Below are 26,420 nucleotides of genomic sequence, written 5' to 3'. Positions count from 1 at the left end.
GATGTGACCAACCTGGCGGGTCATCCTGACGTCTCACCGATCGGCCGAACACCGACCAGCTGGGGGATGTCCATGAACCGCCGGGATTTTCTGCATGTCGCCGCGCTGGCGCCGCTGGCCGCCGCGGCGTCCCGGCCCGGGGCGCTCGAGATCTCCGCGCCGCCGCCCAACTGGGCGCGGCTGCGCAGGCAGCTGGCGGGCACGCTCGTGCTGCCCGGCGACGCCGGCTACAACACCGCGCGCCGCCTCTACAACCCCGCCTTCGACCGGATCAGGCCGGGCGGGGTCGCCTACTGCGCGAACCCGGCCGACGTGTCGGCGTGCCTGACGTTCGCGCGCACCAGCGGCGTGCCGGTCACCACCCGCTCCGGAGGCCACTCCTACGCGGGCTGGTCGACGGGCACGGGGCTGGTGATCGACGTGTCCAGGATGAGCTCGGTCGCCTATTCGGGCGGCCGGGCGACGGTCGGCGCGGGCGCGAAGCTGATCGACGTCTACGACAAGCTCTCGCGCCACGGCGTGAGCATCCCCGCCGGCTCGTGCCCCACGGTCGGGATCGGCGGCCTCACGCTGGGCGGGGGCATCGGCGTGGTGTCGAGGAAGTACGGGCTCACGTGCGACACCCTCGAGTCCGTACGCGTCGTCACGGCCGACGGCAGGGTGCTGACCTGCGACGCCGCCCGTAACTCCGGGCTCTACTGGGCCTGCAGGGGCGGTGGCGGCGGCAACTTCGGCGTGGCGGTGTCCTTCACGTTCAGGACGTTCGAGGCGCGCGACGTCACCGTGTTCTTCCTGCACTGGCCGTGGTCCAGGGCGGAGGCCGTGGTCAGGGCATGGCAGTCGTGGGGGCCCTCCGCGCCGGACGAGCTGTGGTCGTCCCTCCATCTGGACCGCTCGGCGAGCGGACTCGACGCCTCCGTCATCGGCACCTACGTCGGCGGCAAAGCCGCCCTCGACCGGCTGCTGGCCCCGCTCGTCGCCAAGGCCGGGCGGCCGTCGTCCCGCTCGGCGCGGACGGTCTCCTACCTGGAGGGCATGAAGGTCATGGGCGGCTGCGCGGCCAAGTCGGTCGCCGAGTGCCGGCGGATGCCGCGGGAGGCGTTCTCGGCCAAGTCGCACATGGCGTACGGGAGGCTGCCGGCGGCCGGGGTCCGGGCGCTGGTGAACGGGGTCGCGCGCGGCGGGCGGCACTCCGTGCTGCTGGACGCCATGGGCGGGGCCATCGGCCGCGTCGGCCCCGCGGCCACGGCGTTTCCACATCGGGCGGCGCTTTTCAGCGTTCAGTATTACGAGGAGGGGACGGATCGGGCGTGGCTGCGTGGCCTACATTCCGACATGTCTCCATATTTCGGGGATCACGCGTATGTGAATTACATTGACCCTGATTTGAAGACTTGGCGGAATGCGTACTATGGGCCCAACGCAACCCGGCTCGCCGAGGTGAAGTCCACCTATGACCCCGACCGGCTGTTCCGGCTTCCGCAGGGCGTTTAGGACTTTCCGCGCACGTACACCGGTTCTCCTATTCCCACCATTTTGTACAGGCGCACGGCGGTGGGCACCGGGACGCGTACGCAGCCGTGTGAGGAGGGCTTGGTGGGCACCACCGACGAGCCGTGCATCGCGATGCCGCCGGCGAAGTAGAGGGAGTTGAACATCTCGCCCAGGGGGCTCTTCGTCCAGCCGGGCTCCCGCCTGTAGACGCGGAAGTCCCCCACCGGGGTGATCGCGTTGCCGCAGTGGCCCTTCTCGCAGTAGTGCACGTTGGCGCCGGTCGAGACGTGCGAGGTCAGCACCGGACGGCGGCGGCGGTAGACGGTGAGCAGCTGGTCGGTCAGGTTGATCTCGACCCGGTCGGCGGGACCGTCGGGCACCAGCGGGCGCAGCCGTCTCGGCCGGTCGAGCTCCTGCCAGACCTTCGGCCCCACGGCGCTCATCGGCCTCATCCGCCGGGTCTTCTGGAAGGCCCAGACGGCGTACCTCGTCTGGACGTCGTACTTTCCGTTCATGGCGCCGTAGTAGAAGCCGTGGTCGCGCAGGCGCTGCTGGAGCAGCTTGACCATCTCGCCGCGGGTGCCCGGACGCAGGATGGTGACGGTCTCCTCCTCCGCCTCGGCGGGCGGTCGCTCCGCCTGAACCGGCGGTTGCGCTGCCTGGACCGGCGGTCGCTCCGCCTGAACCGGCGGCTCTTCCGCCAGAACCGACGGCCGCTCCGCCGGGACGGGCGGGTCCTCCGCCATGGCGGGCACCACCGCGAGCAGCGGCAGAGCGCATCCTGCGACCAGAGCCGCAATTGCGCGAAGCATTGTCGTCATGAAACGACGCGTACCCAGAAAGCCGGGAATTCATCTCCGCCCACAGATTTGGCCAAGCAAATTCCCGAATAATCAGCGAACCCCGCAAAATGCCGCTATTTCGCTTTTATGCACCCGGCGAGCTCGGCTACCGCGATGACGAAATCACCATGTACGCCCGCAAGGGCGAGCCGGTCGCCGAGGTCACGCGTCACGTAGCCGGAGCAGCAGGCCGCTGCCCGCGAGGGCCGCCGCGGCCCACGCGGCCAGCACGCCGAGGCCGGCCCATGGGCCGATGGGGAGATCGGCGAGATCCTTGGTCGCCTGGACGGCCAGCCCCGCATTCGTCGGGGAGATCGTCCAGAGCACCTGCCGCACCTCCTCGTCGGAGACCATGAGGACGGCGAGCGGGAACACGTAGAGCAGGCCGAGCACCACCCCGGCGGCCGCCGCTGAGTCGCGTACGGCAGTGGCGAGGCCCAGGCTGAGCAGCGAGATCAGGACCAGATACAGCACCGAGCCGACGGCGGCGCGCAGGACGGGCCCGTCGGCCAGGGACAGCGGCGGGTAGCCGTGCGCGGGGGTGAAGCCGCTGCCCGGCAGCAGGAGCCGACCGGCCAGCACGGACCCGAGCACGGCGACGGTCCCCGCGGCCAGCGTCAGCCCGCCGACCACGACCGCCTTGGCGGCCAGGGCGGTGGCCCTGCGGGGCATCGCGGTGAGGCTGGTGCGGATCATGCCGGTGCTGTACTCGCCGCAGATCGCCAGCACGGCCAGCAGGGCGACCATCGCCTGGCCCAGCTGGACACCGACGAGGCTGATCCTGGCGGCGTCCTGTCCGCACCCGGCCGCCGCGCAGGGCACGACCGCGGCCGCCACCGCACCCGCGGCCACGGTCAGCGCGACGAGCGCGCCCAGCAGCCACCCCGGCCCCGCCACGGTACGCAGCTTGGTCCACTCGGCGTGCACTTCCCGCCTCATACGTCGCTCCGGCGCAGCCGGTACGCGGCCAGGGCGAGGGCGAGTGCGGCGTAGGCGCACAGCACCGCCAAGCCCACCCAGGGCGGCAGCGGGAAGTAGCCCTCCGCGGGTGCGTGGCGGGCGGTCATGTGCGCGTATGTGGGCATGCTCTGCTGGATCGCGAACCCCGCCGCCGGAGTGAGCCGCAGCAGCCACCGCGACACCTCGTCCGGCAGGATGGACGCGGTCGCGAGCACGTACGGGACCAGGATCGCCACGATGACCGCGATGACGGCCATGGCGCTGCGCCGGAAGAGCGCCCCCACGGCGAGGGCGAAGACGGCGGCCACGGCGAGCAGCGCGGCGGTGCCCACGATCACCCGTAGCGAGGTGAGCGTCGCCACCGGGGCGAGCATGTTCCCGTTCGCGGCCAGGATCGACCGCCCGACCGGCACGGTGGTGGCCACGGCGGCCAGCCCGGCGGCGAAGGTGGCCGCGGCGATCACGACGGCCTTGGCCGCCAGCACCCGGCCGCGCCGCGGGCTGGCGAGCAGGGTGGTGCGGATCAGCCCCCGCCGGTACTCCGCGGTGACGAACATCACCGCCACCACCATCATCGCGACGAGCCCGGCCAGCACCCCGGCCAGCACGCGCTCGACCGGCATCCCCTCCGCGGACGGCGCGATGTCGCCCACCCCCGTGACCCTGAACGTGCCGCCCGACCGGGTGAGCCCGCCCGGGTGGTGCGGGGTGACGCCGTCGGGCTCCATCGTGACGCCGATGTCATCACGGCTCCACGCGCCCCCGGCCGCCACGCCCCGCACGCCGACCTGGTCCATGACGGCGGTGACCTCGGCGAAGCGCGAGGCGGTGGCGGCCCCGAACATCACGTTGGGGCTCACGGTCAGGTCGCCGGGAGAGGCGGCGAAGAGCCCGATCTGCACCTTCCCGGCCAGTCCTGCCGGCCGGACGGTGCCCACCGTGGTCCAGTGCGAGCCGTCGGACGACTCCTCGCCGGTGATCGTGTTGCCGGTACGGGTGAGCCGCAGCCAGCGCGGCGACGCCGCCGAGACGCCGCCGGGACGCCCCGCCACGTCCTCGGTGAAGTCGTACTGCATGTGCACCCCGTGGCTGCCGGTGACCATCAGAGCCGCGTACGACGTCCCCTGCCGGACGCTCTGCTTGATCATGACCCCGGCCTTGGCCCACGGCGTGACGCCGGAAACGACGTTCCTGACCCCGGGGGTGACGTCGGGCTTGCGGAGCTGCCCGGTCATGGAGCTCACGCGTACGGTGATGCTGCCGTCGCCGTCCAGCGGCTGGTGCACGAAGTAGAAGCGGTCCTCCACGGCCACGCCGCCGGGACCGATCAGCGGGGCGGGACAGGGCACCTCGATCGGCCCGTTCATGCACGAGGAGCGGCTGCCGGTCGCGAACAGCACTCCCAGCCCCACGATGAGCAGCGCCGCGAGCGCCAGTCCGAGCATCCAGCCGCGGACCGTGCGGAGCTTGATCCACTCGGCACGCAGCAGCTGCGCGAAGCCGTCCCTGCCGGTCCGCGCCCCGGAGCGGTAGGGGGTGACGGCGGTCATCGTGCCGCTCCTCTGAACTCGACCGCGTCCCTGGTGAGATCCAGGTACGCCTCCTCCAGCGTCGCCCGGTGGGCGGCGACCTCCGAGAACGGCACCCCCTGTGCGCCGAGCAGCCGCACGATGTGCTCGGCGGCCAGCCCGGAGACGACGAGCGTGTCCCGCTCGGTGACGGTCACGGTGGCGTCCGCGCCGGCCAGCACCGACATCGCCTCGGCGCGGGCCGTCGTACGCAGCGTGACCCGGTCGCGCGAGGCTGTGGTGATCAGATCGGCCACGCTGGTGTCCGCGACGACCCGGCCCCTGCCCACGGCCACGAGGTGGCCCGCGGTGTCCTGCAGCTCGCTCATCAGATGGCTGGACACCAGCACGGCGCGCCCTTCTGCGGCCAGCGACCGCAGGAAGCCACGGATCCACACGATGCCCTCGGGGTCGAGCCCGTTGAACGGCTCGTCCAGCATGAGCACCGGCGGATCGCCGAGCAGCGCGGCGGCGATGCCGAGCCGCTGGCGCATCCCCAGCGAGTAGCCGCCCGCCTTGCGCCGGGCCGCCGGGGTCAGCCCGACCTGCTCGATCACCTCGTCCACCCGCCTGGCGCCGAGGCCCTGGGAGTGGGCCAGCCACAACAGGTGGTTGCGCGCCGTACGGCTCGGTTGCAGCGCGGCCGCGTCCAGCAGCGCGCCGACGTGGCTCAGCGGGCTGCGCAGGCTCTGGTACGGCCGCCCGCCGACCAGCGCGCGGCCCTCGTCGGCCGCGTCCAGGCCGAGCACCACCCGCATGGTGGTGGACTTGCCCGCCCCGTTTGGCCCCACGAATCCGGTGACCCGGCCCGGCAGCACGGTGAACGTCATTCCGTGCAGCGCCTGGGTCTGGCCGAACCGTTTACGCAGTCCGGTGACTTCGATGGTTGCTTCCACGCCAGGCAGACTAGGCAGCGGCCACTGCCGCGGTCGTCACGCGGCGGAGCGATCTGCGCCGTCGCTGGCGTCAGCTACGTCACGTCCCTCTTGTGAGGGATGCCAGAATTGCCGGAGCCCGGGACAATGACCTGGTGGAACGAGCGCACGGGTGGAGGCGCCTGGCCTCGGGGGCTTACGGCTGGGGGTGCCGGGTCGTCTCGGCGCCGTACGCGCCGGTCGTCGCCGGCGTGGTGCTGGCGCTGCTCGGGGTGGCGGAGTCGGTCACGCACGCCGGGAACGTGTCCGCCTTCAGCGACACGGTGAGCGCCCCGGTCAACGGCTCGGTGGACGGCTCGCCCATGCACCCCGAGGATCCGCCGGTCACCGGCGAAGGTGACGCGCCGTTGTTCCTCATGGCTTTTCCCCTGCTCGCCCTGGCCACCACGCTGCCGCTGCCCCTGCTGTGGGCCCAGCCGGCCGTGGCGGCGATCCTGACCTGCGGGGCGAGCCTGCTGTCGATCACGGCATTCCACACGCTGACCGTGGCGGGTGTGCTGGCGCAGCTGGTCACCGGCTACCGGCTCGGCCGCCACGGGTCGCAGGCGGCGGCCGTGCTGGTCACCGTGCCGTACCCGGTGCTGGCGGTGGCGCTCGGGCCGGGCGACCACGTGCGGAGGCTGGCGCTGCTGCTGGGGTTCCTGGCCCCGGCGGCGGCGCTGGCCGGGATCGCCGTGCGGGCCCGGCACAAGGCCAGGGCCGACACCGCCGCCCGGCAGGTCGTCGCCGAGAGCCTGCTCGAGCACACCGCCCGCGGCGAGCGCGCCCGCATCGCCCGCGAGCTGCATGACGTCGTCGCCCACCACATCTCCATGGTGGCCGTGCAGGCGGAGACCGCCCGCGTGGCCGTGCCCGGGATGCCGGCGGCGGGCGCGGAGCGGCTGCTGGCGATCGGCGACACCGCCAGGGCGGCGCTGACCGAGATGCGGCGGCTGCTCGGCGTGCTGCGCGAGGACGCCGAGGCCGAAGCCGCCCGGCGGCCCCAGCCCGGCCTGCGCCTGCACGAGCTCAACGAGCTGGTCGACGAGGCGCGGGAGGCGTCGGGTACGAGCACCCGGCTGATCCTGCGCGGCTCGCCGGTGGAGCTCGACCCCGGCGTGGAGCTGGCCGCGTACCGGATCATCCAGGAGGCGCTCACCAACGCGCGGCGGCACGCGCCGGGGGCTGCGGTGGACGTGGAGCTCGACTACACCGGCGACGACCTGCGCCTGCTCGTGCGCGACAACGGCCCCGGGCCGTCGAGCGCGGAAGGGGGCGGACACGGCCTGTCCGGCATGCGCGAGCGCGCCGCCGCGGTCGGCGGCGAGCTCCGCACGGGTCCCGCCCACGGCGGCGGCTTCCTCGTGGCGGCCCGCCTGCCGGGCAGGGCGGGGACGGCCGGATGAGCGGCGGGCACTCCAAGGTCAGGATCGTCATCGCCGACGACCACCTGGTCGTGCGGACCGGGTTCGCCGAGCTGCTCGACACCCAGCCCGACTTCGAGGTCGCGGGCACCGCCGCCGACGGGGCCGAGGCGGTGCGGGCCTGCCGCGAGTTGTCCCCCGACGTGGTGCTCATGGACGTGCGCATGCCGGTCATGGACGGCATCGAGGCCACCAGGCGCCTCGCGGGCGGGCCGAAGGTGCTCATCCTGACCACGTTCGACCTCGACGAGTACGTCTACGACGCTTTGCGCGCGGGAGCCAGCGGCTTCCTGCTCAAGGACGTCACGGCCGAGCGTCTCTTCGACGCGGTCCGCGTCATCGCCGCCGGCGAGGCGCTGCTGGCCCCGGCGGTCACCCGCCGCCTCATCAGCGAGTTCGCCCGGCTGGGCCCGAAGCCGGCCACGTCGGCGCTCGCCTCGCTCACCCCGCGCGAGACGCAGGTCCTGCGGCTGGTCGCCGAGGGCCTGTCCAATCCCGAGGTCGCGGCCAGGCTGGTGGTCACGGAGGAGACGGTCAAGACGCACGTGAGCCGCATCCTGGGCAAGCTCGGCCTGCGCGACAGGACCCAGGCCGTCGTCGCCGCGTACGAGACTGGCCTGGTCGTGCCGCGCGGCCGGGCCTGAGCGTCAGAAGTCGAACTTGTCGATGTTGTCCTTGTTGAACACGGTCGGCTTGCCGAGCAGCACCTCGCCCTTGGCCCCGATCGTGTACTCGCCCAGCTTTCCCGCCTTGAACTTCTCCCCCTCGGCCCCGGTGACCTGCCCGGACACGAGCGCGGCCGCCGCGTATGACGCCAGGTAGCCGAGGTCGGCCGGGTTCCACAGCTCGAACGCCTCGATGGTCCCGTCCTTGACGAATTTCCTGAGCTGGTTGGGGGTGCCGAGCCCGGTGAGCTTGACCTTCCCCTTGTACGGCGAGTCCGACAGGTAGCGGGCGGCCGCGGCGATCCCCACGGTCGTGGGCGAGATGATGCCCGCCAGGTCCGGATAAGAGCGGAGAAGTCCCTGCGTCTCGGTGAACGACTTCTGGTCGTCGTCGTTGCCGTAGGCGACCTTGACCAGCTCCATGTCCTTGTACTCGGGCTTCTTGAGCTCGTCCTTCATGAAGTCGATCCAGGTGTTCTGGTTCGTCGCGTTGGGGGTGGCGGACAGCACGGCGATCTTGCCCTTGTGCCCGATCTGCTCGGCCAGCAGCTGGACCTCCGTGCGGCCGAGGTCCTCGGCGCTCGCCTGGTTCACGAACACGTGGCGGCCGAGGGGCGTGGTGTCGGAGTCGTAGCTGACGACCTTGATCCCGGCGGCCCGTGCCCGGGTGAGCGCGGGCACGACGGCGTTCGGGTCGTTGGCGGAGATGACGATGGCGTCCTGCTTCTGCTGGATCAGCGTGTTGATGTAGGACACCTGGGAGGACGCGCTGGCCTCGGACGGCCCGACCTCCTTGCCCTCGCCGCCGAACTCCTTGGCGGCCGCGATGCCACCGCCGTCGGCGATCGTGAAGTACGGGTTGTTGACCTGCTTGGGCAGGAACGCGATCTTCAGTCCCTGCTTGATGGGGGCGTTCGGATTCGCCGAGGCGGACGACGCGGCGGCTGTGGCGGAGGCGGAGGACTGCTGTGCCACGTCGCTCTTGGTGGTGCCGCCGCAAGCAGCCGTCAGCAGGACGAGTCCCGCAAGGAGCGCCGTGGGCCGCCAAGGGGTGCGCGTTGTCATGAAGCGGACTTCCCTTCCACTTGTGGTGTTGTGCGCCGCCGCCATACCGCCCCCAAGTTCGGCGCGAGCACGGATGCGACGAGCAGCAGGCCCGTCACGAAGTTCAGGACCTCGTTGGCCACGTCGGCGAGGATGAGCGCGTTGCGCACGACGCCGAGCAGCAGCACCGCCATCAGGACCCCCGGCAGCGTGCCGCGCCCGCCGAAGATCGACACCCCGCCGAGCAGTACGGCGGCCACCACCGCCAGTTCGAGCCCGACGCCGTTGTCCGCCCTGGCGCTGGCATAGCGGAACGTGTAGACCAGGGACGCCAGCGACGCCATCATCCCGGAGGCCACGAACAGCCAGAGCTTGATCCGCTTGACCCGGACACCCGCGAAGAAGGCGGCCTCCACATTCGAGCCGAGCGCGAAGATCGACCGGCCCAGCCCCGTCGCGTGCAGCACCACGGCCGCCACCGCCGCCAGCACCGCGACCAGCACGGTCACGACCGGGATCGGCCCGATCGAGGCCGTCGCCAGGCTCGTGTAGCCAGGCGGCAGGTCGGCCACCGCCTGGTCGCCGAGCATCACGTACGCCAGGCCGCGGAACAGCGCGAACGTCCCGATCGTGACCGCCAGCGAGGGCAGGCCGAGCCGGGTGACGAGCAGCCCGTTGACCGCCCCGCATGCGGCGCCCACCAGCAGGCAGATGGGCATGATCGCCTCGATCGGGAGCCCCGAGTTCCACAACCAGCCGAGCACCGCGCAGGACAGGCCCAGCGTGGAGGCCACCGACAGGTCGATCTCGGCCGCGACGATCACGAGCGTCATGGTCAGGGCCATGAGGGCGATCTCGGTGGTGTCGAGGAGCAGGAAGGAGATGTTGGACCCGTTGGCGAACCCGTCCACGCCCAGCGAGGCCCACACGACCACGCCGACGAGCAGGACGAGGATGAGCCCCTCCCACCGGCGGGCCATCCGGGCGAGATCAACGGCCATCGTCGGGCCTCCCAGGTGCGGGGACGGTGACGTCGTGGGGCTCCCCGGGTGCGGGGCCGGCGACGTCGTGGAACCTCCGGCGGCGGAGGGCGGCGGCGACGCGCAGGGCGAGCACGCGGTCGAGGACGATGGCGGCGATCAGCAGGGCGCCGTTGATGGCGGTCTGGGCGAGGGCGTCCACCCGGAGCACGGCCAGCGCGCTGGTGATGCTCGCCAGCAGCAGCGCGCCGAGCGCCGCCCCGTACACCGTGCCGCTGCCGCCGAAGATGGCCACCCCGCCCACCACGACGGCCGCGACCACGTCGAGCTCCTTCCCGGTGGCCACGGTGGCGTCCACGGTGCCGAAGCGGGCCGCCCACATGACCCCGGCCAGCCCCGCCAGCGCGCCGTTGGCCACGAACGCCGCGACGATCCTGCGCCGTACCCGGATCCCGGCCAGCACCGCCGCCTCGGGGTTGGAGCCGATGGCGTACAGCTCCCTGCCGGAGCGCAGGTTGCGCAGCATCCAGCCGACCGCCGCCAGCACGACCAGGGCGATCAGGGCGAGCAGCGGCACGCCGAGCACCGAGCGCGTCCCGAGTGACAGGAAGCCCTCGGGCATGTCGGCCGCGTTCACCTGGCGTCCGCCGGCCCAGGCGTAGTCGATGCCGCGGAAGGCGTACAGGGTGCCGAGCGTGGCGACCAGCGCGGGCACCTTCGCCGCCCCGACGAGCAGCCCGTTGACCGCCCCGCACAGGGCGCCGAGCAGCACACACCCGGCGATCACGACCGCGACCGGCACGCCCGGATGGTCGGCCAGGGTCAGCGCGCCCCCGAACGCCGACAGGCCCACCACGGAGCTGACGGACAGGTCGACGTTCCTGGTGATGACGACGAGTGTCTGGCCGACGGCGAGCATGGCGACGATGGCGGAGTTCAGCAGGATGTCGCGGAGGCTGGCGTAGGTGAGGAACGACGGGTTGACGGCGCCTGTGACGCCGTACAGCAGGCCGAGCGCGACGACGATGCCCAGCTCCCGCACCCGCGCGACCCGGTCCACGAGCCGCCGGCCGCCGTTGCGCCTGGCTGCCTCGGGCCTGGCGGCGGTCACGGTCACGCGAGGCTCCTTCCGGTGGCGGCGGTCACGGTCACCCGACGCTCCTTCCGGTGGCGGCGGCCATCACGCTCTCCTCGGTCGCGTCCGCACGGGCGATCTCGGCCACCAGCCGTCCCTCGTGCATGACCAGCACCCTGTCGGCCATCCCCAGCACCTCGGGCAGCTCGGACGAGATCATCAGCACCGCCACCCCGCTCCCGGCCAGCTCCGACAGCAGCCGGTGCACCTCGGCCTTGGTGGCGACGTCGATCCCCCGGGTCGGCTCGTCCACGATGAGCACCGACGGCTTGCGCGCCAGCCACTTGGCCAGCACCACCTTCTGCTGGTTCCCGCCGGACAGCACGTTCACGGGGTCCGTCAGCCGCCCGAACTTCAGCCGCAGCCGCACCGCCCAGTCCTTGGCCCGCTCCCGCTCGGCGAGCCGGGAGATCAGCGGCCCCCGGCGTACGGCGGCCAGCCCGGCGAGCCCGATGTTGCGCTCGATGGAAAGGTCCATGACGAGCCCCTGCTGCCGCCGGTCCTCGGGCACCAGCGCCAGTCCGGCCGCCATGGCCGCCGTGGGGCTGGCCGGCCGCAGCCGCTCGCCGTCCACCTCCACGCTCCCCGCGTCCCGCCGGTCGATGCCGAACACGGCCCTGGCCACCTCGGAGCGCCCGGCCCCGACCAGCCCGGCCAGCGCCACGATCTCGCCCCGCCGCACCTCGAAGGACACGTCGGTGAAGACGCCTTCGCGGGTGAGCCGGCGCACCTTCAGCGCCACCTCGCCGCTGGCCGTCTCCTGCTTGGGGAACAGGGCGTCCAGCTCCCTGCCGACCATGCGGCGTACGAGGTCGTCGGGGGTGAGGTCGGCGATCAGGTCCCCGGCCACGTACGCGCCGTCACGCAGGGTGGTGACCCGCCGGCACAGCTCGAAGATCTCCTCCAGCCGATGCGAGATGAACAGCAGCGCACACCCCTGCGAGCGCAGCGCCCTCGCGACGCCGAACAGCCGGGCGACCTCCGTGCCCGACAGGGCGGCGGTCGGCTCGTCCATGATGAGCACCCGCGCCTGCCGCGAGAGCGCCTTGGCGATCTCCACGAGCTGCTGGTCGGCGATCGACAGGCCGCGGGCCGGCTGGTCGGGGTCGAGGTGCACGCCCAGCCTGGCGAACAGCTCGGCGGCGCTCGCGCGCATGGCCCGCCGGTCGATGCCGAGGCGGCCGCGGGGCTGGCGGCCCATGAAGATGTTCTCCATGACCGACAGATCAGGAAAGAGGGTCGGCTCCTGGTAGATGACCGCGACCCCGGCCCGCTGCGCGTCCGCGGGCCCGCCGAACTCCACCGGCTCGCCGTCCAGCAGGATCCGCCCCGAGTCCGGGCGGTGCACGCCGGAGAGGATCTTCACGATCGTCGACTTGCCCGCGCCGTTCTCCCCGGCGAGCGCGTGCACCTCGCCGGGGAAGAGCTCCAGAGAGACCTCGCGTACGGCGCGCACCGCACCGAACGCCTTGCTGACCTGTGAGAGGGACAGAACGGGAGTCTCATCCATTTGCCGCGGCTCCCCGGCAAAATCGTTTTAAGCAATGTGGCGACGTTAAATCACCCAAAGGTGGAGCGTCAATGGCTGGAGAATAGGAGTTTTCCATGCACTCAACGTCGTGCAGAAATTGTTACGTTTTAAGGAGTTCTTTCGCGGGCAAAGAACAGCCCTCGCGGCGGTACCTGCCCGGCGCCACGTCGTACTCCCGCTTGAAGGCGTTGGCGAAGGCGAACTCCGAGGTGTAACCGACCTTGGCGGCGATCCGACCCAGTGGGGCATCGGACTCCCGCATGAGGCGGGCCGCCGTGGCCAGGCGCCACCAGGTGAGGTACGTGAGCGGCGGCCGGCCGACCAGCGCGCCGAAGCGGCGGGAGAAGGCGGCCCTCGACAGCCCCGCCCGCGCACCCAGCTCCTCGACCGTCCACGGGTGCGCCGGATCCCGGTGGATGGCGTCCAGCGCGGCACTGATGCCGGGATCCGCCAGCGCCTGCGCCCACCCGCCGACCGAGCACTGGCCGTGCTCCCCCTCGAACCAGGCCCGCAGGAGGTAGAGCAGGAGCAGGTCGAGCAGCGACGACACCACCGTGTCAGCGCCCAGCCTGGGACGCTGGATCTCCGCGCCCAGGGCCTCGACGGCGGCACGCAGCTCGGTGTGCAGGCCGAGCCGGGCCGGCAGGTGGATCATGTCGGGCAGCTCGCGCAGGATCGGATGGGCCCGGCCGGGGTCGAGCCGGTAGCCCCCGCACAGCAGCACGGCCGACACGGGGCCGTCGATCGACGCTGAGGCGAACAGGCCCGGCCCGTCGGCCAGCGGGTCGCAGTCGGGCTCGGCCACCGGGGTGGACGGCGAGTCGGCCATGGCGTAGCCGTGACCGTGCGGAAAGAAGACCACGTCGCCCACCGACAGCGCGACCGGATCGCCGTCCGGCGGGATCAGCCAGCTCGATCCCCGCAGGACCACCTGGAACCCGGCGGAGCCGGGCACGGAGGGGAAGCGCTGCCCCCAGGGCGCCTGCCATTCGACGCGGGCCGATCGGGGGCTGCCCGTGCGCATGAGAGCGATCACGTCGCTGAGCACATCCATGGAGGAAGCCTAGAGGAAGACGATCGCGTATGAAATCGGCATCGATGACGCATTGGTTGTCTCGTGGCGGACCTCTACGGTGGCCTGCATGAGAAAAGTACTGGTCACGGGCGCGACCGGCACGGTCGGCAGGCAGGTGGCGGCGCAGCTGCGGGAGGCCGGGGCCGAGGTCCGGCCCTTCACCAGGGCCACGGGCGACCTGACGGATCCCGGCTCGCTGCCGCTCGACGGGGTGGAGTCGGTGTTCCTGGTGTGGCCGTTCGCCACGGCGGACGGGGCGAAGGCGGTGATCGACGCGATCGCCCGCCGGGCCCGCCACGTGGTCTACCTCTCCTCCGCCGCGGTGCGCGACCACGAACGCGAGGTTGAGCGGCTGATCGAGGAGTCCGGCTTGGCGTGGACGTTCCTGCGCCCGCACGCCTTCGCGGCCAACGCGCTGCGGTGGGCGGCGCAGGTGCGGGCGGGGGTGGTGCGCGGCTCGTACGGCCGGGCCGCCATGCCCGTCGTGCACGAAGGGGACATCGCGGCGGTCGCCGTACGAGCGCTGCTGGACGGCGGGCACCACGGCGCCGTCTACGAGCTGACCGGCCCGGAGTCGATCACCCAGGCCGACCAGGTACGCATCATTTCCGAAATTACGAAATTCCCGGCCCGCTGGGAGGAGGTCCCGCCGCAGCACACCCGCGAGGAGCTGCTGGCCAGGGGCTGGCCCCCGCAGGCGGTGGACGGCGTCCTCCGAGCCCAGGCAGACCTGGTCGCCCACCCCGCTCCCCGCACCGCGACGGTCGAGGAGGTCACCAAGACCCCGCCACGAACGTTCGGCACCTGGGTGGCGGAGCACGCGGCGGAGTTCGGCGCCGTTCCCAGGCCCGAGACCATGTCGGCCGCCCGCATCCACGAATACGGCGGCGAGATCCGCTACGACCGGATCCCGACGCCTCGGCCGGGCCATGGGGAGGTGCTCATCGAGGTGGCCGCGACCTCGTTCAACCCGTCGGAGATCGGCCTGCGCGCGGGCCTGCTGCGGAACGTGCTCCACGTGGACCTGCCGGGCACGCTCGGCTCGGACGTCTCCGGCACGGTCCTCGAGCTCGGCCCGGGCGTCACCGGGCTGGCCCCTGGTGACCGCGTGTTCGGCCTGGTGGGCGGCGTGGCGGCCGAGTACGCCGTGGCGCCCGCGAGCGTCCTGGCCAGAGCACCGCGGAGCGTGCCGCTTGCCCACGCGGCCGCCGTCCCCGTCGCCGGGCTCACCGCCTGGCAGGCGGTCCACGAGCACGCCCGCGTCACACGGGGGCAGCGCGTGCTGGTCAACGGCGCGGGCGGCGGAGTCGGCATGTTCGCCGTCCAGCTCGCCGAGCTGGCAGGGGCGGTCGTGTTCGCCACGGCGAGCCCGCGCAGCGCGGCCGCGGTCAAGCGGTACGGCGCCCACGAGGTGATCGACTACACCACCACACCGCTCCCCGGCGGCATGGACGTGGTGCTCAACCTGGCCGCGCTCCCCGGCGAAGACGCCGCGGCCCTGGCCGGCCTCGGGCGCACGGTGATCACCATCGCCACCCCGATCGAGGGCGGCACCCACTTCGTGGCCCGCAACGACCCGGCTCAGCTGGCCGAGCTCGCCGCCCTCATCGACCGGGGCGAGCTCGCGCTCGAGATCGCCGAGTCGCTCCCCCTGACCGAGCTGCACGAGGTGCATCGCCGGGCCGAGGAGGGCGGCACCCGCGGAAAGATCATCCTGCTTCCGGCCTGAAGTGGCGGAGCACCTCGGGGTTGGCCATGGCGTCGGGGTTGGCCGCCTGCTCGACGGGCGTGCCCAACAGGATCTTGCGGACCGGCACCTCCAGCTTCTTGCCGGAGAGCGTACGCGGAATGCCGGGGACGGCGTGGATCTCGTTGGGCACGTGACGCGGTGACAGCTCCTTGCGCAGGGCGTCGCAGAGGGCGCGTTCGAGCGGTTCGGTGAGCGCCGCGCCCTCGGCGAGCGTCACGTACAGCAGCAGCCGCCCCTCCTGCCCGAGCTGCCCGGTGTCGATCACGAGGCTGTCGGCGATCTCCTCGAACCGCTCGACCACCCGGTAGAACTCGCTGGTGCCCATGCGGACGCCGCCCCGGTTGAGCGTCGAGTCGGAGCGGCCGTAGATCACGCAGCTGCCGTCCTCATCGATCTTGATCCAGTCGCCGTGCCGCCACACGCCCGGGTAGACGTCGAAGTAGCTCTCGAAGTAGCGCCGGCCGTCGGGGTCGTTCCAGAACTTCACCGGCATCGACGGCATCGGCGCGGTCAGCACCAGCTCGCCCACCTCGCCGACGACCGGCTTGCCGGCGGAGTCGTACGACTCCACCTTCGCCCCCAGCGACCGGCACGGGATGATCCCCGCCCTGATCGGATGGAGCGCGGTCGCCCCGACGAACCCCGTGCACACGTCCGTGCCCCCGGAGAAGGACCCCAGCGGGACCCCCGGCAGCTCGGCGGCCACCCATTCGAACCCCTCCGGCGGCAGCGGCGACCCGGTCGAGCCGATGCCGCGCAGCCGTTCCAGCCCCTCGGGGTGGATCCCGGCCTTCAGCGAGGCCATGATGTACGGCGCCCCCACCCCGAAGTAGGTCACCTTCTCGGAGCTCGCGATGCGCCACAGCGCGGCGGGCGACGGATAGGTGGCCGCGCCGTCGTACAGCACCGGCGTGGCCCCCACCAGCAGGGCGCCGATGAGGTAGTTCCACATCATCCAGCCCGTGGTGGTGTACCAGAAGAACACATCGCCCTCGCCCACGTCCTGGTGGAAGGCGAGCGACTTGAGATGCTCCAGCACGACGCCGCCGTGGCCGTGCACGATCGGCTTGGGCAGCCCGGTCGTGCCGCTGGAGTAGAGGATCCACAGCGGGTGGTCGAACGGCACCCGCTCGAACTCCAGCGGCCCCTCCTCGGAGCGCAGCCCCTCCCAGCCGATCACCTCGCCGTGCGGCACCTCCCGGGTGTGCGCCTCGCTGGGCTGGGCCTGCTGGGGCGCACGTCCCTCGTCGAGCGCGGCCAGGTACGGGATCCACACGGTCGCCCGCAGCGTGGGCAGCTGCGCGGCGATCTCGTTGACGGCGTCGGAGCGGTCGTACGTCTTGCCGTTGTAGTGGTAGCCGTCGACCGCGATGAGCACCTTGGGCTCGATCTGCTTGAACCTGTCGACGATGCTCGGCACCCCGAAGTCGGGCGAGCCGGCCGACCAGATCGCGCCCAGCGAGGCGGTGGCCAGGAAGGCGATCAGGGCCTGCGGGATGCTCGGCAGGTAGGCCGCCACCCGGTCGCCGCGCCGCACGCCGAGCCGGACCAGCCCCGCCCGGACGCGGGCCACCTCCTCGCGCAGCTCGCCCCAGGTCAGCTCCTGGCGGGCGCCGTCCTCGGACACGAACACCACGGCGGTGCCCTCCGACCGGCGCAGCGCGTTCTCGGCGTAGTTGAGCGAGCCGCCCTCGAACCACCTGGCGCCCGGCATCGTCCCTGCGAGAACGGGCCCGTCGCCACGCTCGCCGAGCACGTCGAAGTAGTCCCAGACCGACGTCCAGAACTCCTCCGGGTGCTCGACGGACCACCGCCACACATCCTCATAAGGGCCCGACCGCCCCAGCCACTCCACGTAGTGGGTCAGCCTGGCCTTCGCGACCACCTCTTCGCTCGGCTCCCAGAGAAGCGCGCCCTCAGCAACCATGTGACCCATCCTGTCGCCCGTTCGGGGGAAAGTCATACCCGACCTTCCACATAACTTGCTATCGCCGTAGGTGGTCCACCGCCATACGCGCGGCCGTGCCGATCACCGCGTCGGCGCGCGGCTGGTTGAGCGCGGTGCTGAAGGAGCGGGTGAGCACGGCCACCGCGTAGCGCCGGCCGTCGGGGTATTCGACGACCCCCGACTCGGCGCGCAGCGTGGGGAGCGTGCCGGTCTTGCCGCTGACGGCGACGTCGTCGTACGGGAAGCCGGAGGCCAGCCGGTGCGGCCACACCTGCATGTTGAGCACGCCGCGCATCCAGGCGCAGGACTGCTCCGAGGCCGCCTCGTCCCGCCAGATCATGCCGAACAGCCTGGCCAGCTCGCGGGGGGTGGACCGGTTCGTCCGCGCGGGGTCGAGCACGCTCAGCCGCGCGATGTCCTCGGGATCCACGAACGGCCACCCGTGCCCGGCGTCGATACTCATGCTGTCCAGGAGCTCCCGGGCGCTCTGCGTCACCCGTGTCCCGTCGAGCCCGAACCCCGCCAGCATGGCGTTGACCGCGTCGAACCCCACCCGGCCCAGCAGCACGTCGGCCGAGGTGTTGTCGCTCACCGTGATCATCAGGTACGCCAGGTCGCGCAGCGAGATCGTCACGTCGTCGAGCATCGCCGAGATCCCCGTCGGCCCCGACGCCCGGTCGCCGGCCGTCACGGTCACCCGGTCGGAGAGATCCAGCAGCCCGGCGTCGGCCTGCCGGCACAGCGCCACCAGCAGCGGCACCTTGAACATCGACGCCGTGGGCACCGGCTCGTCCGGCCTGTGCCCCACATCTCGCCCCGAGTCGATGTCGGCGGCATACAGCCAGCCGGTCACGCCCGCCGCGCGGAACAGCGAGTCGAAGTCGGGCGGGCTCATGCCAGCATCCCCGGCCGGCGGCTGACCCGCCGCACGGACACGGCGCCCTCGTCCGTCATCCCGGCGCTCTCCTTCAACGTACGGACGGCCACGGCCGAGAAGTCGTCGACCGCGTTCGCCGCCACGCGCCAGGCGGTGGAGACCCGGCACGTGATCGGCGAGCCTAGCAGCGGCCGCCAGGCCAGCCCCGGCAGCTCCACCTTCGGGCCGAACGCCACCGCCGCCCCCGCCAGCACCAGCCCCAGCCCGGCGCCCTCGTGCACCTGCACGGGCACGTAGCCGTGGCGGCGGCACTCCGAGAGCATCTCCGCGTAGAGACCCGGCTCGCCCTCCTGGGGCGGCATCAGCAGGTCGCGTCCGGCCAGGTCGGCCAGATGCACCTCGCCGACACCGGTGAGCGGGTCGCCTTCGGCCAGCAGCACGCCCTGCGCCTGCACGAGCACCTGGCCGAACCTCAGGCCGGGCGCGGAGACCGGATGGCGGACCAGGCCGACGTCTATGGCCCCTTCCGCCAGCGCCGTCACCTGGTCGGCGGTCCAGATCTCGGCGGGCGCGAGGCGTACCTCGGGATTGGTCTCGCGGAACCCCGCGACCAGGGCGGCGATCACGGCGGCGGCCAGGTCGGGCGGGACGCCGGCCTTGAGCACCGCGCCCTCGCCCTGCCTGGCCAGCTCGTGCAGCCGGTCCACCCTGGCCACGATCTCCCGGGCCTCGCCGAGGAGCAGCCTGCCTGCCTCGGTGAGGCGCACCTGGCGGGCGGAGCGGTCGAACAGCCGCACGCCGAGCTCCTCCTCCAGGCGCTTGATGCGCTGGCTGAGGGGCGGTTGCGCCATGCCGAGGCGGATCGCAGCGTTGCCGAAGTGGAGTTCCTCCGCGACCACGGTGAAGTAGCGTAGATGCCGGACGAGGTCCACGACCAGCCACTATATCCACATTTATATCTTTGAAGCGCTCATATCAGTATTGGACACCCAGGCCATCCCTCTGGTGTCCTCTGCCTCATGGCACCACAACGGGGGAAAAAGCGTCGCTGGCCGTGGCTCCTGGCGGGGCTTCTGGTCCCGGTCGTCGCGGCGGGAGGCGTCATCTGGGCGCTGCGCACGGAGGGCTCGCCGAAGGAGACGGCCGACAAGTATCTGGCGGCGTGGTCGGCACAGGACTATGCGGGGATGCGCGCCCTGGTGGCCGACCCGCCCGCCGACTTCGAGACCTGGCACCGCCGCTTCCGCACCGACCTCAAGGTCACCGAGGCGCGGTTCCACGTCCCCAGTGCGTCGGGGGTCTTCGCTTCCTACGGGGACGAGATCAGCTTCGCGGCGAAGCTGACCGGCCAGGAGGACTGGGACTACGGCGGCGAGCTCAAGCTCGTCGAACGCGACCGCGCCTGGAAGGTGGCCTGGACACCGGCGGCCATCCACCCGCTGCTCAAGCAGGGCCGCTCGCTGCGCGTCATCAGCCAGCAGGGCGACTCCCTGCAGGTCCTGGCCGCCGACGGCACCCCGATCAACACCCCGTCCGCGCCCGGCTCGGTGCAGCAGCTGGTGGAGGGCATCAAGCAGACGTTCCCGGATCGTTTCAAGTCGCCGGCCCGCAACCGGATCGACCTCTACGAGGGCGACAAACCCATCCAGACGGTCGTCCGCGCGGCCGGATATCGCCCATTCCAGACCACCATCGACCTGAAGGTCCACCAGGCAGGAGCCAAGGCCCTGGAGGGCGTCTCCAAGCCCGCCTCACTTGTCGCCCTCCGCGCCTCGACCGGCGAGATCCTCGCGGTGGTGAACAAGCCAGGAGGCTTCAACCGGGCGCTGCTCGGCAAGTACCCGCCCGGTTCGACGTTCAAGGTCGTCACGGCCTCCGCACTGGTGGCGGGCGGGATCGAGCCGTCCCGCCAAGTCACCTGTCCTGCCGAGAAGAACATCGGCGGCTTCCCGTTCCACAACGCGGATTTCGAGGACTTCGGCACGCTGTCGTTCGAGAAGGCGTTCGCGCATTCGTGCAACACGACGTTCGGGGAGATGAGCGTGGACCGGCTGAACGGCGGCCGGCTGGCGGAGGTCGCCCGCAGCTTCGGCTTCGGCACCCCGATCACCCCGGGCGTCCCCGCCGTCCGTGCCGAGTTCCCCGACCCGAAGGACGACACGGACCTGGCCTCCGCCTCGATCGGCCAGGGCCGCGTTCTGGCGAGCCCGCTCAACATGGCCTCGGTCGCGGCGGCCATCGCCTCGGGCGCCTGGATCGCCCCCAGCCTCGTCAAGGAGGAGCTGATCCCCGGCGCTCAGCCGACCAACCCGCGCCCGCTGGAGCAGGGCGTGATCACCGCCCTGCGCAAGCTCATGCCCGCCGTCGTCACCGAAGGCACCGCCCACGCCGTCCGCTTCCCCGAGGGCACGGCCGGCAAGACGGGCACGGCGGAATACGGCTCCGGCGCGGAACCACCGACCCACTCGTGGTTCATCGGCTACCGAGGCGACCTGGCCTTCGCGGTCATCGCCGAGGGCGCCGGCACAGGCGCCACCGTGGCCGCCCCAGCCGCCGCCCGCTTCCTCAACGCCCTCCCCTGACCCCATCCCGCCCCGGCTCCCGGTCGGGGGTGGAAGGGTGGTTCAGCGGACGGCGCGGCCGACGGAGGAGGTGAGTGAGGCCACGGCGGCCACCACTTCGGAGGCGTTGGAGAGGTCGGGCAGCACCACGTCGGCGCCCGCGTCGCGCAGCTCGGCGGCCATGGAGCGCCCCGAGGCGACCCCGATCATCCCCGCTCCGCCGATCTTGGCGGCCTGCACGTCGCGCGTGGAGTCCCCGATCATCACGGTGTTGGCCGCGGTGAACGGCGTGCCCAGGCGCTGCTTGGCGCGCGACTGCGCCACCTGCAGCAGCGTCGCCTTGGGGTAGACCTCCTCGCCGTATCCCCCAAGCGCGAAGTCGATGTACTTGTCCAGCCCGAACGCCTTGAGCTTGTGCACGGCGTTGCTCTTGATGGTGCCGGTCAGCACCGTCTGGATCACGCCGTCCAGCCTGGACACCGCCTTCAGCGCGTCCTTGGCCCCCGGCATCATCCGCCCCTCCTTGGCCAGCCGCCCGCGCCGGTCGGCGAAGGCCACGGCGAGCGCCGACAGGAACTTGGGCAGATGGTCGTCCTCTGCCTGGATGCCGTTGACGGCGAGCGTCTCGAAGACGATCTCGGAGTCCGGGCGGCCCATCGGGGGCACGAGCTTGACCAGCGGTCGCCCGGTCACGAAGCGGAACGCCTCAGCGTAGGCGTCTCTGGTCACGATGGCGACGTCGACCAGCGTCAGGTCGACGTTCCACAGCACAAGACGGTTGATGGCGGCCTCCTGGGGGGTGACGCTGCATAGCGTACGACGGGCACCGCCGCTCAGGTCGGGGCCTGAGCGATTAAAGCATGGGCCGGCACGAAGGCCTCACGCGTAGTCGAGCGCGTCGGAGAGCGTGTCGACCACGGGGAGACCGGTGCCCTCCAGGTCGGCCCTGGTGGTCATCCCGCCCGTGTAGAGCACCGCCCTGGCGCCCACGTGCTTGGCGGCGAGCCCGTCGTCCACGCTGTCGCCGATCACCAGGATCTCGCCGGGGTCCACCGCGATGGCCTCGATGTGCGCCACCATGTGTGCGGCCTTCTCGCCGCCCGTGGTGCCGAGCAGCCCGTCGATCCGGTTGAAGTGCCCCGAGATGCCGAACGACTCGACCTTGGGCACCAGGTGGGTATGGGGCGCCATCGAGCAGAGCGACTGGGTGCCCGTCCAGCTCGCCAGGGCGGACTCGGCGTCGTCGGCCAGCCCGCACACCTCGCTCAGCCGGAAGTAGTGCTCGTGGAACCCGTCGTCCAGCAACTCCCACTCGCCCTCGGCGAGCGGGCGGCCGAGCAGGCGTTCGTAGGCGACCCAGATGGGCCGGGTGTAGACCGCGCGGAAGCCGTCCGCGGTCAGGGCAGGAAGCGCGTACGGCTTGAAGACCTCGTTGGTGGCTCCGACCACGGCGTCGATGTCGTGGAAGAGCGTGCCGTTCCAATCCCAGATGATGTGCTTCGTCATATTGCGACAAGCTTAGACGGCACGCATGACATTTCGATGAACGCCCACCGCAGGGGCCGCGACCATCCGGCCACGGCCCCGGAAAAGCTACTTGCAGGCCTTGCCGGTGGTGCCCTGGCCGTTCTGGCCGCCGCGGCCGCCGTGCCACTGGATGGAAGCGCTGCCCCAGGCGCACATGTTGTCGGCCTCGATCATGTTGCCCCAGTGCTGGCCCTTGTTGCCCTTGCTGAACCGGTACGTGTCACTCCGGCCGTCTTTGGCATACACGCTGATGGAGCCGGTCGCCGACGCGGCCGTCCTGATCTCCACCCAGTTGGTCTTGCACTTGAAGGACCACCACAGCTTGATCGTCCCGACCGTGGGCTCCAGACGGCTCTTGATGTCGGCCGTCCGCACCACCTTGGCAGAGTTCCAGCAGCCCGACTTGGCCGGGTCCTGGTGGTCGTACGGATGCGGCTTGGCCTGCGCGTTCGCAGGGGCGACCGCCAGCGCGACCGCTGCCATGGCGCTCACGGTGGTGGCCACGACTCGAAGCTTCACTTGGAACCGACTCCTTGCGTCAGACAAACGATGTTGCGTCGGGACCTTAGCGAGGCGCGGCTCTGGATGGTCAAGGAAGTGTGATCGATGTAACGCCATCGTTACTCAGCGCAGCAGGTCGGGAATCTCCTGTGTCGCGTACCACATGAGCTCGTGCGCCTCGGCCCCGTCCACGGTGAATCTCGCGTCGTCGTCGCCTTCGTCGGCGGCGGGCAGCGCGGCGACGGCGGCCTCGATGTCGGGGATGGCCTCGTGGTCGTCGATGTGCACCGCGGCCACCTTGGCCAGCGGGATCGAGTCGGCGAGGCGGACTCGCGCCCGTTCCTCCAGATCGACCCCCGCGGAGACCGAGCGGTCGGGCACCTCGGCCGCGACCACCACGCGCCGCGGCGCGGCCTGGATGCCGTCGGCGAGGTCGGCGGCCAGCATCCGCAGCGAGGCGCGGGCCGCTTCGGTGAGTGCCACGTATTCGAGCTCCTCGGTGTCGCCCGAGGCGTACCACTCGGTCAGCGCGGGGGTCACCGCGTAGCCGGTCAGCGGGGCCGGGCCCAGCTCTCCCGTCTCGACCGCCGTGGCGAGGGCCGGGAGAGTGCACGGCAGATAGACGCGCATGACGAACCTTTCGTGCTTTCTGGCCGAGCTCCGCTCGGCGTGCTGAGACGGATCCGCAGCGAGGGCATCCGGCTCAGCCTTACAAGGGCTCTATCATGCCCGTCGCAACGTCAGACGGAGGAGAGTCTCGAGTTCCGCGATGGTCGAGTTCGCGTCTCTGTGGTGAATGCCGGCGATGCCGAGCGCGCGGGCGGCCAGGATGTTGGCCTCGATGTCGTCGATGAACACGCACTTCTCGCCGGCGAGCCCGATCTGGTCGAGCGCGTGGTGGAAGATGCGCGGCTCGGGTTTGCGCATGCCGACCTCGCCGGAGATCACGACCGCGTCGAAGACCTCGTCCCAGCCGTCGCGAGGGTACTCATTCGACCAGGAGTTAGAGAGCAAACACGTTTTGACACCATTTTTCCGCACGTCGCGGAGCATGTCGTACATTGCGTCAACTCGTTCGAATCCCGCGAACATCCGGGCAAGCAGCCCTTCGGCCGCGGGCGGCACACCGTCCAGGGTCAGCAGCCTGGCGGCGAGGTCGCGCTCGAAAGAGGAGCCGTCGATCTCGCCCCTCTCCAGCGCGTGGACGACACTCTCGCCGTCACCGTGGTAGGCGTGGTCGACCATCTCCCGCATGACCTCGCGGTAGTGGTCGCCGTCGATCCTGTCGGCCACGATCCAGCGCGTGATGGCGTCGGAAAGGCCGGTCGTCAGCACCCCGCCCCAGTCGATGAGCACACCCGTAAGCACCGTTCCAGGGTAGAGCAGCCACGGATGCCCCCTTTACACCGGCCAATCATTTATTTATCGACAAAACCCCACAAAAGGAATGTCCGAAATGTCTAGTTAAAGTGATCCTCCAGCGATAGGTCGCTACCCAGAAAGGACCGCCGTGCGGACGACGATCCTGATCACCTCCTATGGCCTGAACGCCTCCCCTGAATGGAAAGCCCCGGGACTCGGACTCTTCAAGTTCGCGCCGATCTTCCCCGGCGGCCCGGAATGGCTTACCAAACCGGTGCTCATCGCCCTGCTCAGCTCGGTCATCGCCATCGCCGTGTGCTGGGCCGCATTCGCCAAGCCCAAGCTCATCCCGCGGGGCTGGCAGAGCATCGGCGAGTACGCGTACGTATTCGTACGCGACCAGATCGCCAAGCCCAACCTCGGCAAAGACTCAGACCGCTGGATGGGCTTCCTCTTCACGGTCTTCCTGACCGTGCTCATCTGGAACCTGATGGGCATCATCCCGCTCATCCAGTTCCCCGTCGCCGCGCACATCGCCTTCCCCCTGGTGCTGGCGCTCACCGTGTACGGCATCAAGGTCTACCTCGGCGTCCGGCACCACGGCGTGCGCGGCTACCTGAGGGGCATCGTGCACCTGCCCGGCCTGCCGGGCTGGGCGTACGGGCTCTACGCCCCGATGATCCTGGCCGAGGTGTTCCTCACGTCGCTGTTCACCCACTTCGTCCGGCTCTTCGCGAACATGTTCGCCGGCCACATCATCGTGGCCTTCTTCAGCTCGGTGGGCTTCTGGTTCCTGTTCGAGCGGCTCACCCCGCTGGGAGCGGGCCTCGGCGTCCTCGGCGTGCTGATGACGATCGTGATGACCGCGTTCGAGATGCTCGTCCAGTTTCTGCAGGCGTTCCTGTTCGCCATGCTGGCCGGGATGTTCATCGCCAGTGGGCTGCGCGGCGCGCACTAACGCGTGACACGGGCGGCCAGCCTGCGGTGCTCCGCGGAGCGCAGCACGCGGGCCGCCTCATCCGCGTCCGCCACCGGGGCCTTGACCAGGAATCCCCTGTTCTGCTTGAGCGTGAGCAGCCGGGTGACCGACTGGTCGAGCCGCTGCTGCGAGATCCGGCCCGACTTCACCGCCGCCAGCACCGCCTGATGCGCCTTGGGCAGGTCGTTCGGCATGAGCAGCAGATCGGCCCCGGCCAGGACGGCCCGCACCGCGATCTCCCCGTCGTTGTACTTCTTGCGCACGCCCGCCATGTTGAGCGCGTCGGTGGAGATCACGCCCTTGAAGCCGAGCTTCTGCCTGAGCAGGCCGGTCAGGATGGGCTTGGACAGCGTCGCCGGGTCCCTCGACGGGTCGAGCTTGGGGAAGACGATGTGGGCGCTCATCACGGCGTCCACGCCCGCGCCGATCGCGGCCTTGAACGGCGGCGCGTCGATCTTCTCCCACTGGGCCTTCGTGTGCTTGATCACAGGCAGCCCGGTGTGGCTGTCGACGTTGGTGTCGCCGTGGCCGGGGAAGTGCTTGGCGGTGGCGGCCACCTTCGCCTCGCCGAACCCCTTGACCGCCGCCGCCACCATCTTCGCCACCCGCGCCGGGTCGTCGCCGTAGGCGCGGCGGCCGATGATGGGATTGTCCGGGTCCACGTTCACGTCGGCGACCGGGGCGAAGTCGAGGTTGACGCCGAGCGCGCGCAGCTCCTCGCCGGTGGCCTTGGCCACGGCCCGGGCCCGGTCGGGGTCCTTGGTGGCGCCGATCTCGGCGGCGCCGGGGAAGTCGGTCATGAGCGCGGACATCCTGGCCACCAGGCCGTTCTCCTGGTCGGTGCCGATCAGGAGCGGGACTTCCTTGGACGCCTTCTGCAGGCCGTTGTTGAGTCCGACGACCTGGCCGACGCCCTTGATGTTGTGCGGGAAGAGGATCACGCCGCCCAGGTGGTACTTCGCGATCACCTTCGCCGGGGTCCCGGCGCCGTACCTGGCCTGGTTCTCGCCCGACACCGTGTCGGCCGCGGTGCCGTACAGGACGGGCATGAAGAGCTGGCCGACCTTCTCCTCGACGCTCATCTTCGACAGGGCGCGCTCGACGGGGCCCGCCTGAGCCTGCGGCGGGCTCTGCGGGGTCGTCGTCTGCGCGGGCGGCGCGGCCTTGCCTCCGCTGGGGGTCGCGCCTGCCGAGCCGCCGCCGGCGGCGCAGGCGGTGAGAGTGATCGTGAGGAGGCCTGCCGTACCGATCCGTCGAAGCATGCCTCCAAAGGTATCCATGTG

Annotated in this window: 24 protein-coding genes; 6 read left to right on the top strand and 18 right to left on the bottom strand. The window is 71.1% G+C overall.

Annotation, left to right across the window (positions count from 1 at the left end; genetic code table 11):
- Positions 1 to 72 precede the first annotated feature (72 nt).
- Positions 73 to 1,494 carry an FAD-binding oxidoreductase gene (locus ABN273_RS03390; protein ID WP_349447103.1) on the top strand — a complete coding sequence of 474 codons (1,422 nt, stop codon included), beginning with the start codon at positions 73 to 75 and terminating at the stop codon, positions 1,492 to 1,494.
- Here the strand turns inward: ABN273_RS03390 and ABN273_RS03385 are convergent.
- The 4 genes from ABN273_RS03385 to ABN273_RS03370 form a co-directional block, all read right to left on the bottom strand.
- Positions 1,491 to 2,315, bottom strand: coding sequence for a L,D-transpeptidase family protein (locus tag ABN273_RS03385; RefSeq protein WP_349447102.1), 825 nt, complete (start codon positions 2,313 to 2,315; stop codon positions 1,491 to 1,493). The two genes, ABN273_RS03390 and ABN273_RS03385, sit on opposite strands and share 4 nt — an antisense overlap.
- Positions 2,316 to 2,498: 183 nt before the next feature.
- Positions 2,499 to 3,275: an ABC-2 transporter permease gene (locus ABN273_RS03380; RefSeq protein WP_349447101.1), complete on the bottom strand. Its 777-nt coding sequence runs from the start codon at positions 3,273 to 3,275 to the stop codon at positions 2,499 to 2,501.
- Positions 3,272 to 4,846, bottom strand: coding sequence for an ABC transporter permease subunit (locus tag ABN273_RS03375; protein ID WP_349447100.1), 1,575 nt, complete (start codon positions 4,844 to 4,846; stop codon positions 3,272 to 3,274). Before ABN273_RS03375 ends, ABN273_RS03380 begins: the two co-directional genes overlap by 4 nt.
- On the bottom strand, positions 4,843 to 5,760 hold the full coding sequence (locus ABN273_RS03370) for an ATP-binding cassette domain-containing protein (protein WP_349447099.1): 918 nt from the start codon (positions 5,758 to 5,760) through the stop codon (positions 4,843 to 4,845). Before ABN273_RS03370 ends, ABN273_RS03375 begins: the two co-directional genes overlap by 4 nt.
- Before the next feature lie 134 nt (positions 5,761 to 5,894).
- On the opposite strand from ABN273_RS03370, the gene ABN273_RS03365 reads away from it, so the two are divergent.
- Together ABN273_RS03365 and ABN273_RS03360 are read left to right on the top strand one after the other, a co-directional pair.
- Positions 5,895 to 7,184: a sensor histidine kinase gene (locus ABN273_RS03365; RefSeq protein ID WP_349447098.1), complete on the top strand. Its 1,290-nt coding sequence runs from the start codon at positions 5,895 to 5,897 to the stop codon at positions 7,182 to 7,184.
- The gene (locus tag ABN273_RS03360) at positions 7,181 to 7,846 is read left to right on the top strand and encodes a response regulator (RefSeq protein ID WP_349447097.1); all 666 of its coding nucleotides are present in this window, start codon (positions 7,181 to 7,183) and stop codon (positions 7,844 to 7,846) included. Before ABN273_RS03365 ends, ABN273_RS03360 begins: the two co-directional genes overlap by 4 nt.
- Positions 7,847 to 7,849: 3 nt before the next feature.
- Here ABN273_RS03360 and rhaS read toward each other — a convergent pair whose 3' ends face one another.
- From rhaS to ABN273_RS03335, 5 genes are all read right to left on the bottom strand, one after another.
- Complete coding sequence (gene rhaS, locus ABN273_RS03355; protein ID WP_349447096.1) at positions 7,850 to 8,932, bottom strand: rhamnose ABC transporter substrate-binding protein; 1,083 nt, start codon at positions 8,930 to 8,932, stop codon at positions 7,850 to 7,852.
- On the bottom strand, positions 8,929 to 9,912 hold the full coding sequence (locus ABN273_RS03350) for an ABC transporter permease (RefSeq protein ID WP_349447095.1): 984 nt from the start codon (positions 9,910 to 9,912) through the stop codon (positions 8,929 to 8,931). The genes rhaS and ABN273_RS03350 overlap by 4 nt, the downstream gene beginning before the upstream one ends.
- Positions 9,902 to 11,008 (bottom strand): ABC transporter permease, encoded by a 1,107-nt coding sequence (locus ABN273_RS03345; RefSeq protein ID WP_349447094.1) that lies wholly within the window; start codon positions 11,006 to 11,008, stop codon positions 9,902 to 9,904. The genes ABN273_RS03350 and ABN273_RS03345 overlap by 11 nt, the downstream gene beginning before the upstream one ends.
- Positions 11,009 to 11,039: 31 nt before the next feature.
- Entirely contained in the window at positions 11,040 to 12,536 is a 1,497-nt protein-coding gene (locus ABN273_RS03340; RefSeq protein ID WP_349447093.1) for a sugar ABC transporter ATP-binding protein, read from the bottom strand.
- Between the two features lie 121 nt (positions 12,537 to 12,657).
- On the bottom strand, positions 12,658 to 13,611 hold the full coding sequence (locus tag ABN273_RS03335) for an AraC family transcriptional regulator (protein WP_349447092.1): 954 nt from the start codon (positions 13,609 to 13,611) through the stop codon (positions 12,658 to 12,660).
- A gap of 88 nt (positions 13,612 to 13,699) precedes the next feature.
- On the opposite strand from ABN273_RS03335, the gene ABN273_RS03330 reads away from it, so the two are divergent.
- Positions 13,700 to 15,361, top strand: a complete 1,662-nt coding sequence (locus tag ABN273_RS03330; protein WP_349447091.1) for a zinc-binding dehydrogenase — start codon at positions 13,700 to 13,702, stop codon at positions 15,359 to 15,361.
- On the opposite strand, the gene ABN273_RS03325 is transcribed toward ABN273_RS03330, so the two are convergent.
- Genes ABN273_RS03325 through ABN273_RS03315 form a run of 3 tightly spaced genes read right to left on the bottom strand, consistent with a single transcriptional unit; the run spans position 15,342 to position 19,139 of the window.
- Positions 15,342 to 17,309 (bottom strand): acetoacetate--CoA ligase, encoded by a 1,968-nt coding sequence (locus ABN273_RS03325; RefSeq protein ID WP_349447090.1) that lies wholly within the window; start codon positions 17,307 to 17,309, stop codon positions 15,342 to 15,344. The two genes, ABN273_RS03330 and ABN273_RS03325, sit on opposite strands and share 20 nt — an antisense overlap.
- Before the next feature lie 58 nt (positions 17,310 to 17,367).
- Positions 17,368 to 18,225: a serine hydrolase gene (locus ABN273_RS03320; RefSeq protein ID WP_349447089.1), complete on the bottom strand. Its 858-nt coding sequence runs from the start codon at positions 18,223 to 18,225 to the stop codon at positions 17,368 to 17,370.
- Positions 18,222 to 19,139, bottom strand: a complete 918-nt coding sequence (locus ABN273_RS03315; protein ID WP_349447088.1) for a LysR family transcriptional regulator — start codon at positions 19,137 to 19,139, stop codon at positions 18,222 to 18,224. The genes ABN273_RS03320 and ABN273_RS03315 overlap by 4 nt, the downstream gene beginning before the upstream one ends.
- Before the next feature lie 87 nt (positions 19,140 to 19,226).
- Between ABN273_RS03315 and ABN273_RS03310 the strand changes: the two genes are divergently transcribed.
- Entirely contained in the window at positions 19,227 to 20,789 is a 1,563-nt protein-coding gene (locus tag ABN273_RS03310) for a penicillin-binding transpeptidase domain-containing protein (protein WP_349447087.1), read from the top strand.
- Between the two features lie 42 nt (positions 20,790 to 20,831).
- On the opposite strand, the gene ABN273_RS03305 is transcribed toward ABN273_RS03310, so the two are convergent.
- The 5 genes from ABN273_RS03305 to ABN273_RS03285 all read right to left on the bottom strand — a co-directional run bounded on the left by ABN273_RS03305 (position 20,832) and on the right by ABN273_RS03285 (position 24,164).
- Positions 20,832 to 21,539, bottom strand: coding sequence for an HAD family hydrolase (locus tag ABN273_RS03305; RefSeq protein WP_349447086.1), 708 nt, complete (start codon positions 21,537 to 21,539; stop codon positions 20,832 to 20,834).
- 108 nt (positions 21,540 to 21,647) lie between these two features.
- The gene (locus ABN273_RS03300; RefSeq protein ID WP_349447085.1) at positions 21,648 to 22,274 is read right to left on the bottom strand and encodes an HAD family hydrolase; all 627 of its coding nucleotides are present in this window, start codon (positions 22,272 to 22,274) and stop codon (positions 21,648 to 21,650) included.
- Positions 22,275 to 22,361: 87 nt separating this feature from the next.
- Entirely contained in the window at positions 22,362 to 22,814 is a 453-nt protein-coding gene (locus tag ABN273_RS03295) for a DUF2690 domain-containing protein (protein WP_349447084.1), read from the bottom strand.
- 105 nt (positions 22,815 to 22,919) lie between these two features.
- Positions 22,920 to 23,426, bottom strand: a complete 507-nt coding sequence (locus ABN273_RS03290; RefSeq protein ID WP_349447083.1) for a DUF6912 family protein — start codon at positions 23,424 to 23,426, stop codon at positions 22,920 to 22,922.
- Positions 23,427 to 23,519: 93 nt separating this feature from the next.
- Complete coding sequence (locus ABN273_RS03285; RefSeq protein WP_349447082.1) at positions 23,520 to 24,164, bottom strand: HAD family hydrolase; 645 nt, start codon at positions 24,162 to 24,164, stop codon at positions 23,520 to 23,522.
- A 142-nt stretch (positions 24,165 to 24,306) separates the two neighbouring features.
- Here ABN273_RS03285 and ABN273_RS03280 point away from each other — a divergent pair, with 142 nt between their 5' ends.
- Positions 24,307 to 25,116 carry a F0F1 ATP synthase subunit A gene (locus ABN273_RS03280; RefSeq protein WP_349447081.1) on the top strand — a complete coding sequence of 270 codons (810 nt, stop codon included), beginning with the start codon at positions 24,307 to 24,309 and terminating at the stop codon, positions 25,114 to 25,116.
- Here ABN273_RS03280 and nagZ read toward each other — a convergent pair.
- Positions 25,113 to 26,399 (bottom strand): beta-N-acetylhexosaminidase, encoded by a 1,287-nt coding sequence (gene nagZ / locus ABN273_RS03275; protein ID WP_349447080.1) that lies wholly within the window; start codon positions 26,397 to 26,399, stop codon positions 25,113 to 25,115. The two genes, ABN273_RS03280 and nagZ, sit on opposite strands and share 4 nt — an antisense overlap.
- Positions 26,400 to 26,420: the final 21 nt, after the last annotated feature.

This window comes from Nonomuraea sp. B19D2, from assembly GCF_040137845.1.
Lineage (GTDB): Bacteria > Actinomycetota > Actinomycetes > Streptosporangiales > Streptosporangiaceae > Nonomuraea.
Note: the sequence above shows the minus strand (reverse complement) of the source record. Positions and strands in the feature narration are given on the sequence as shown.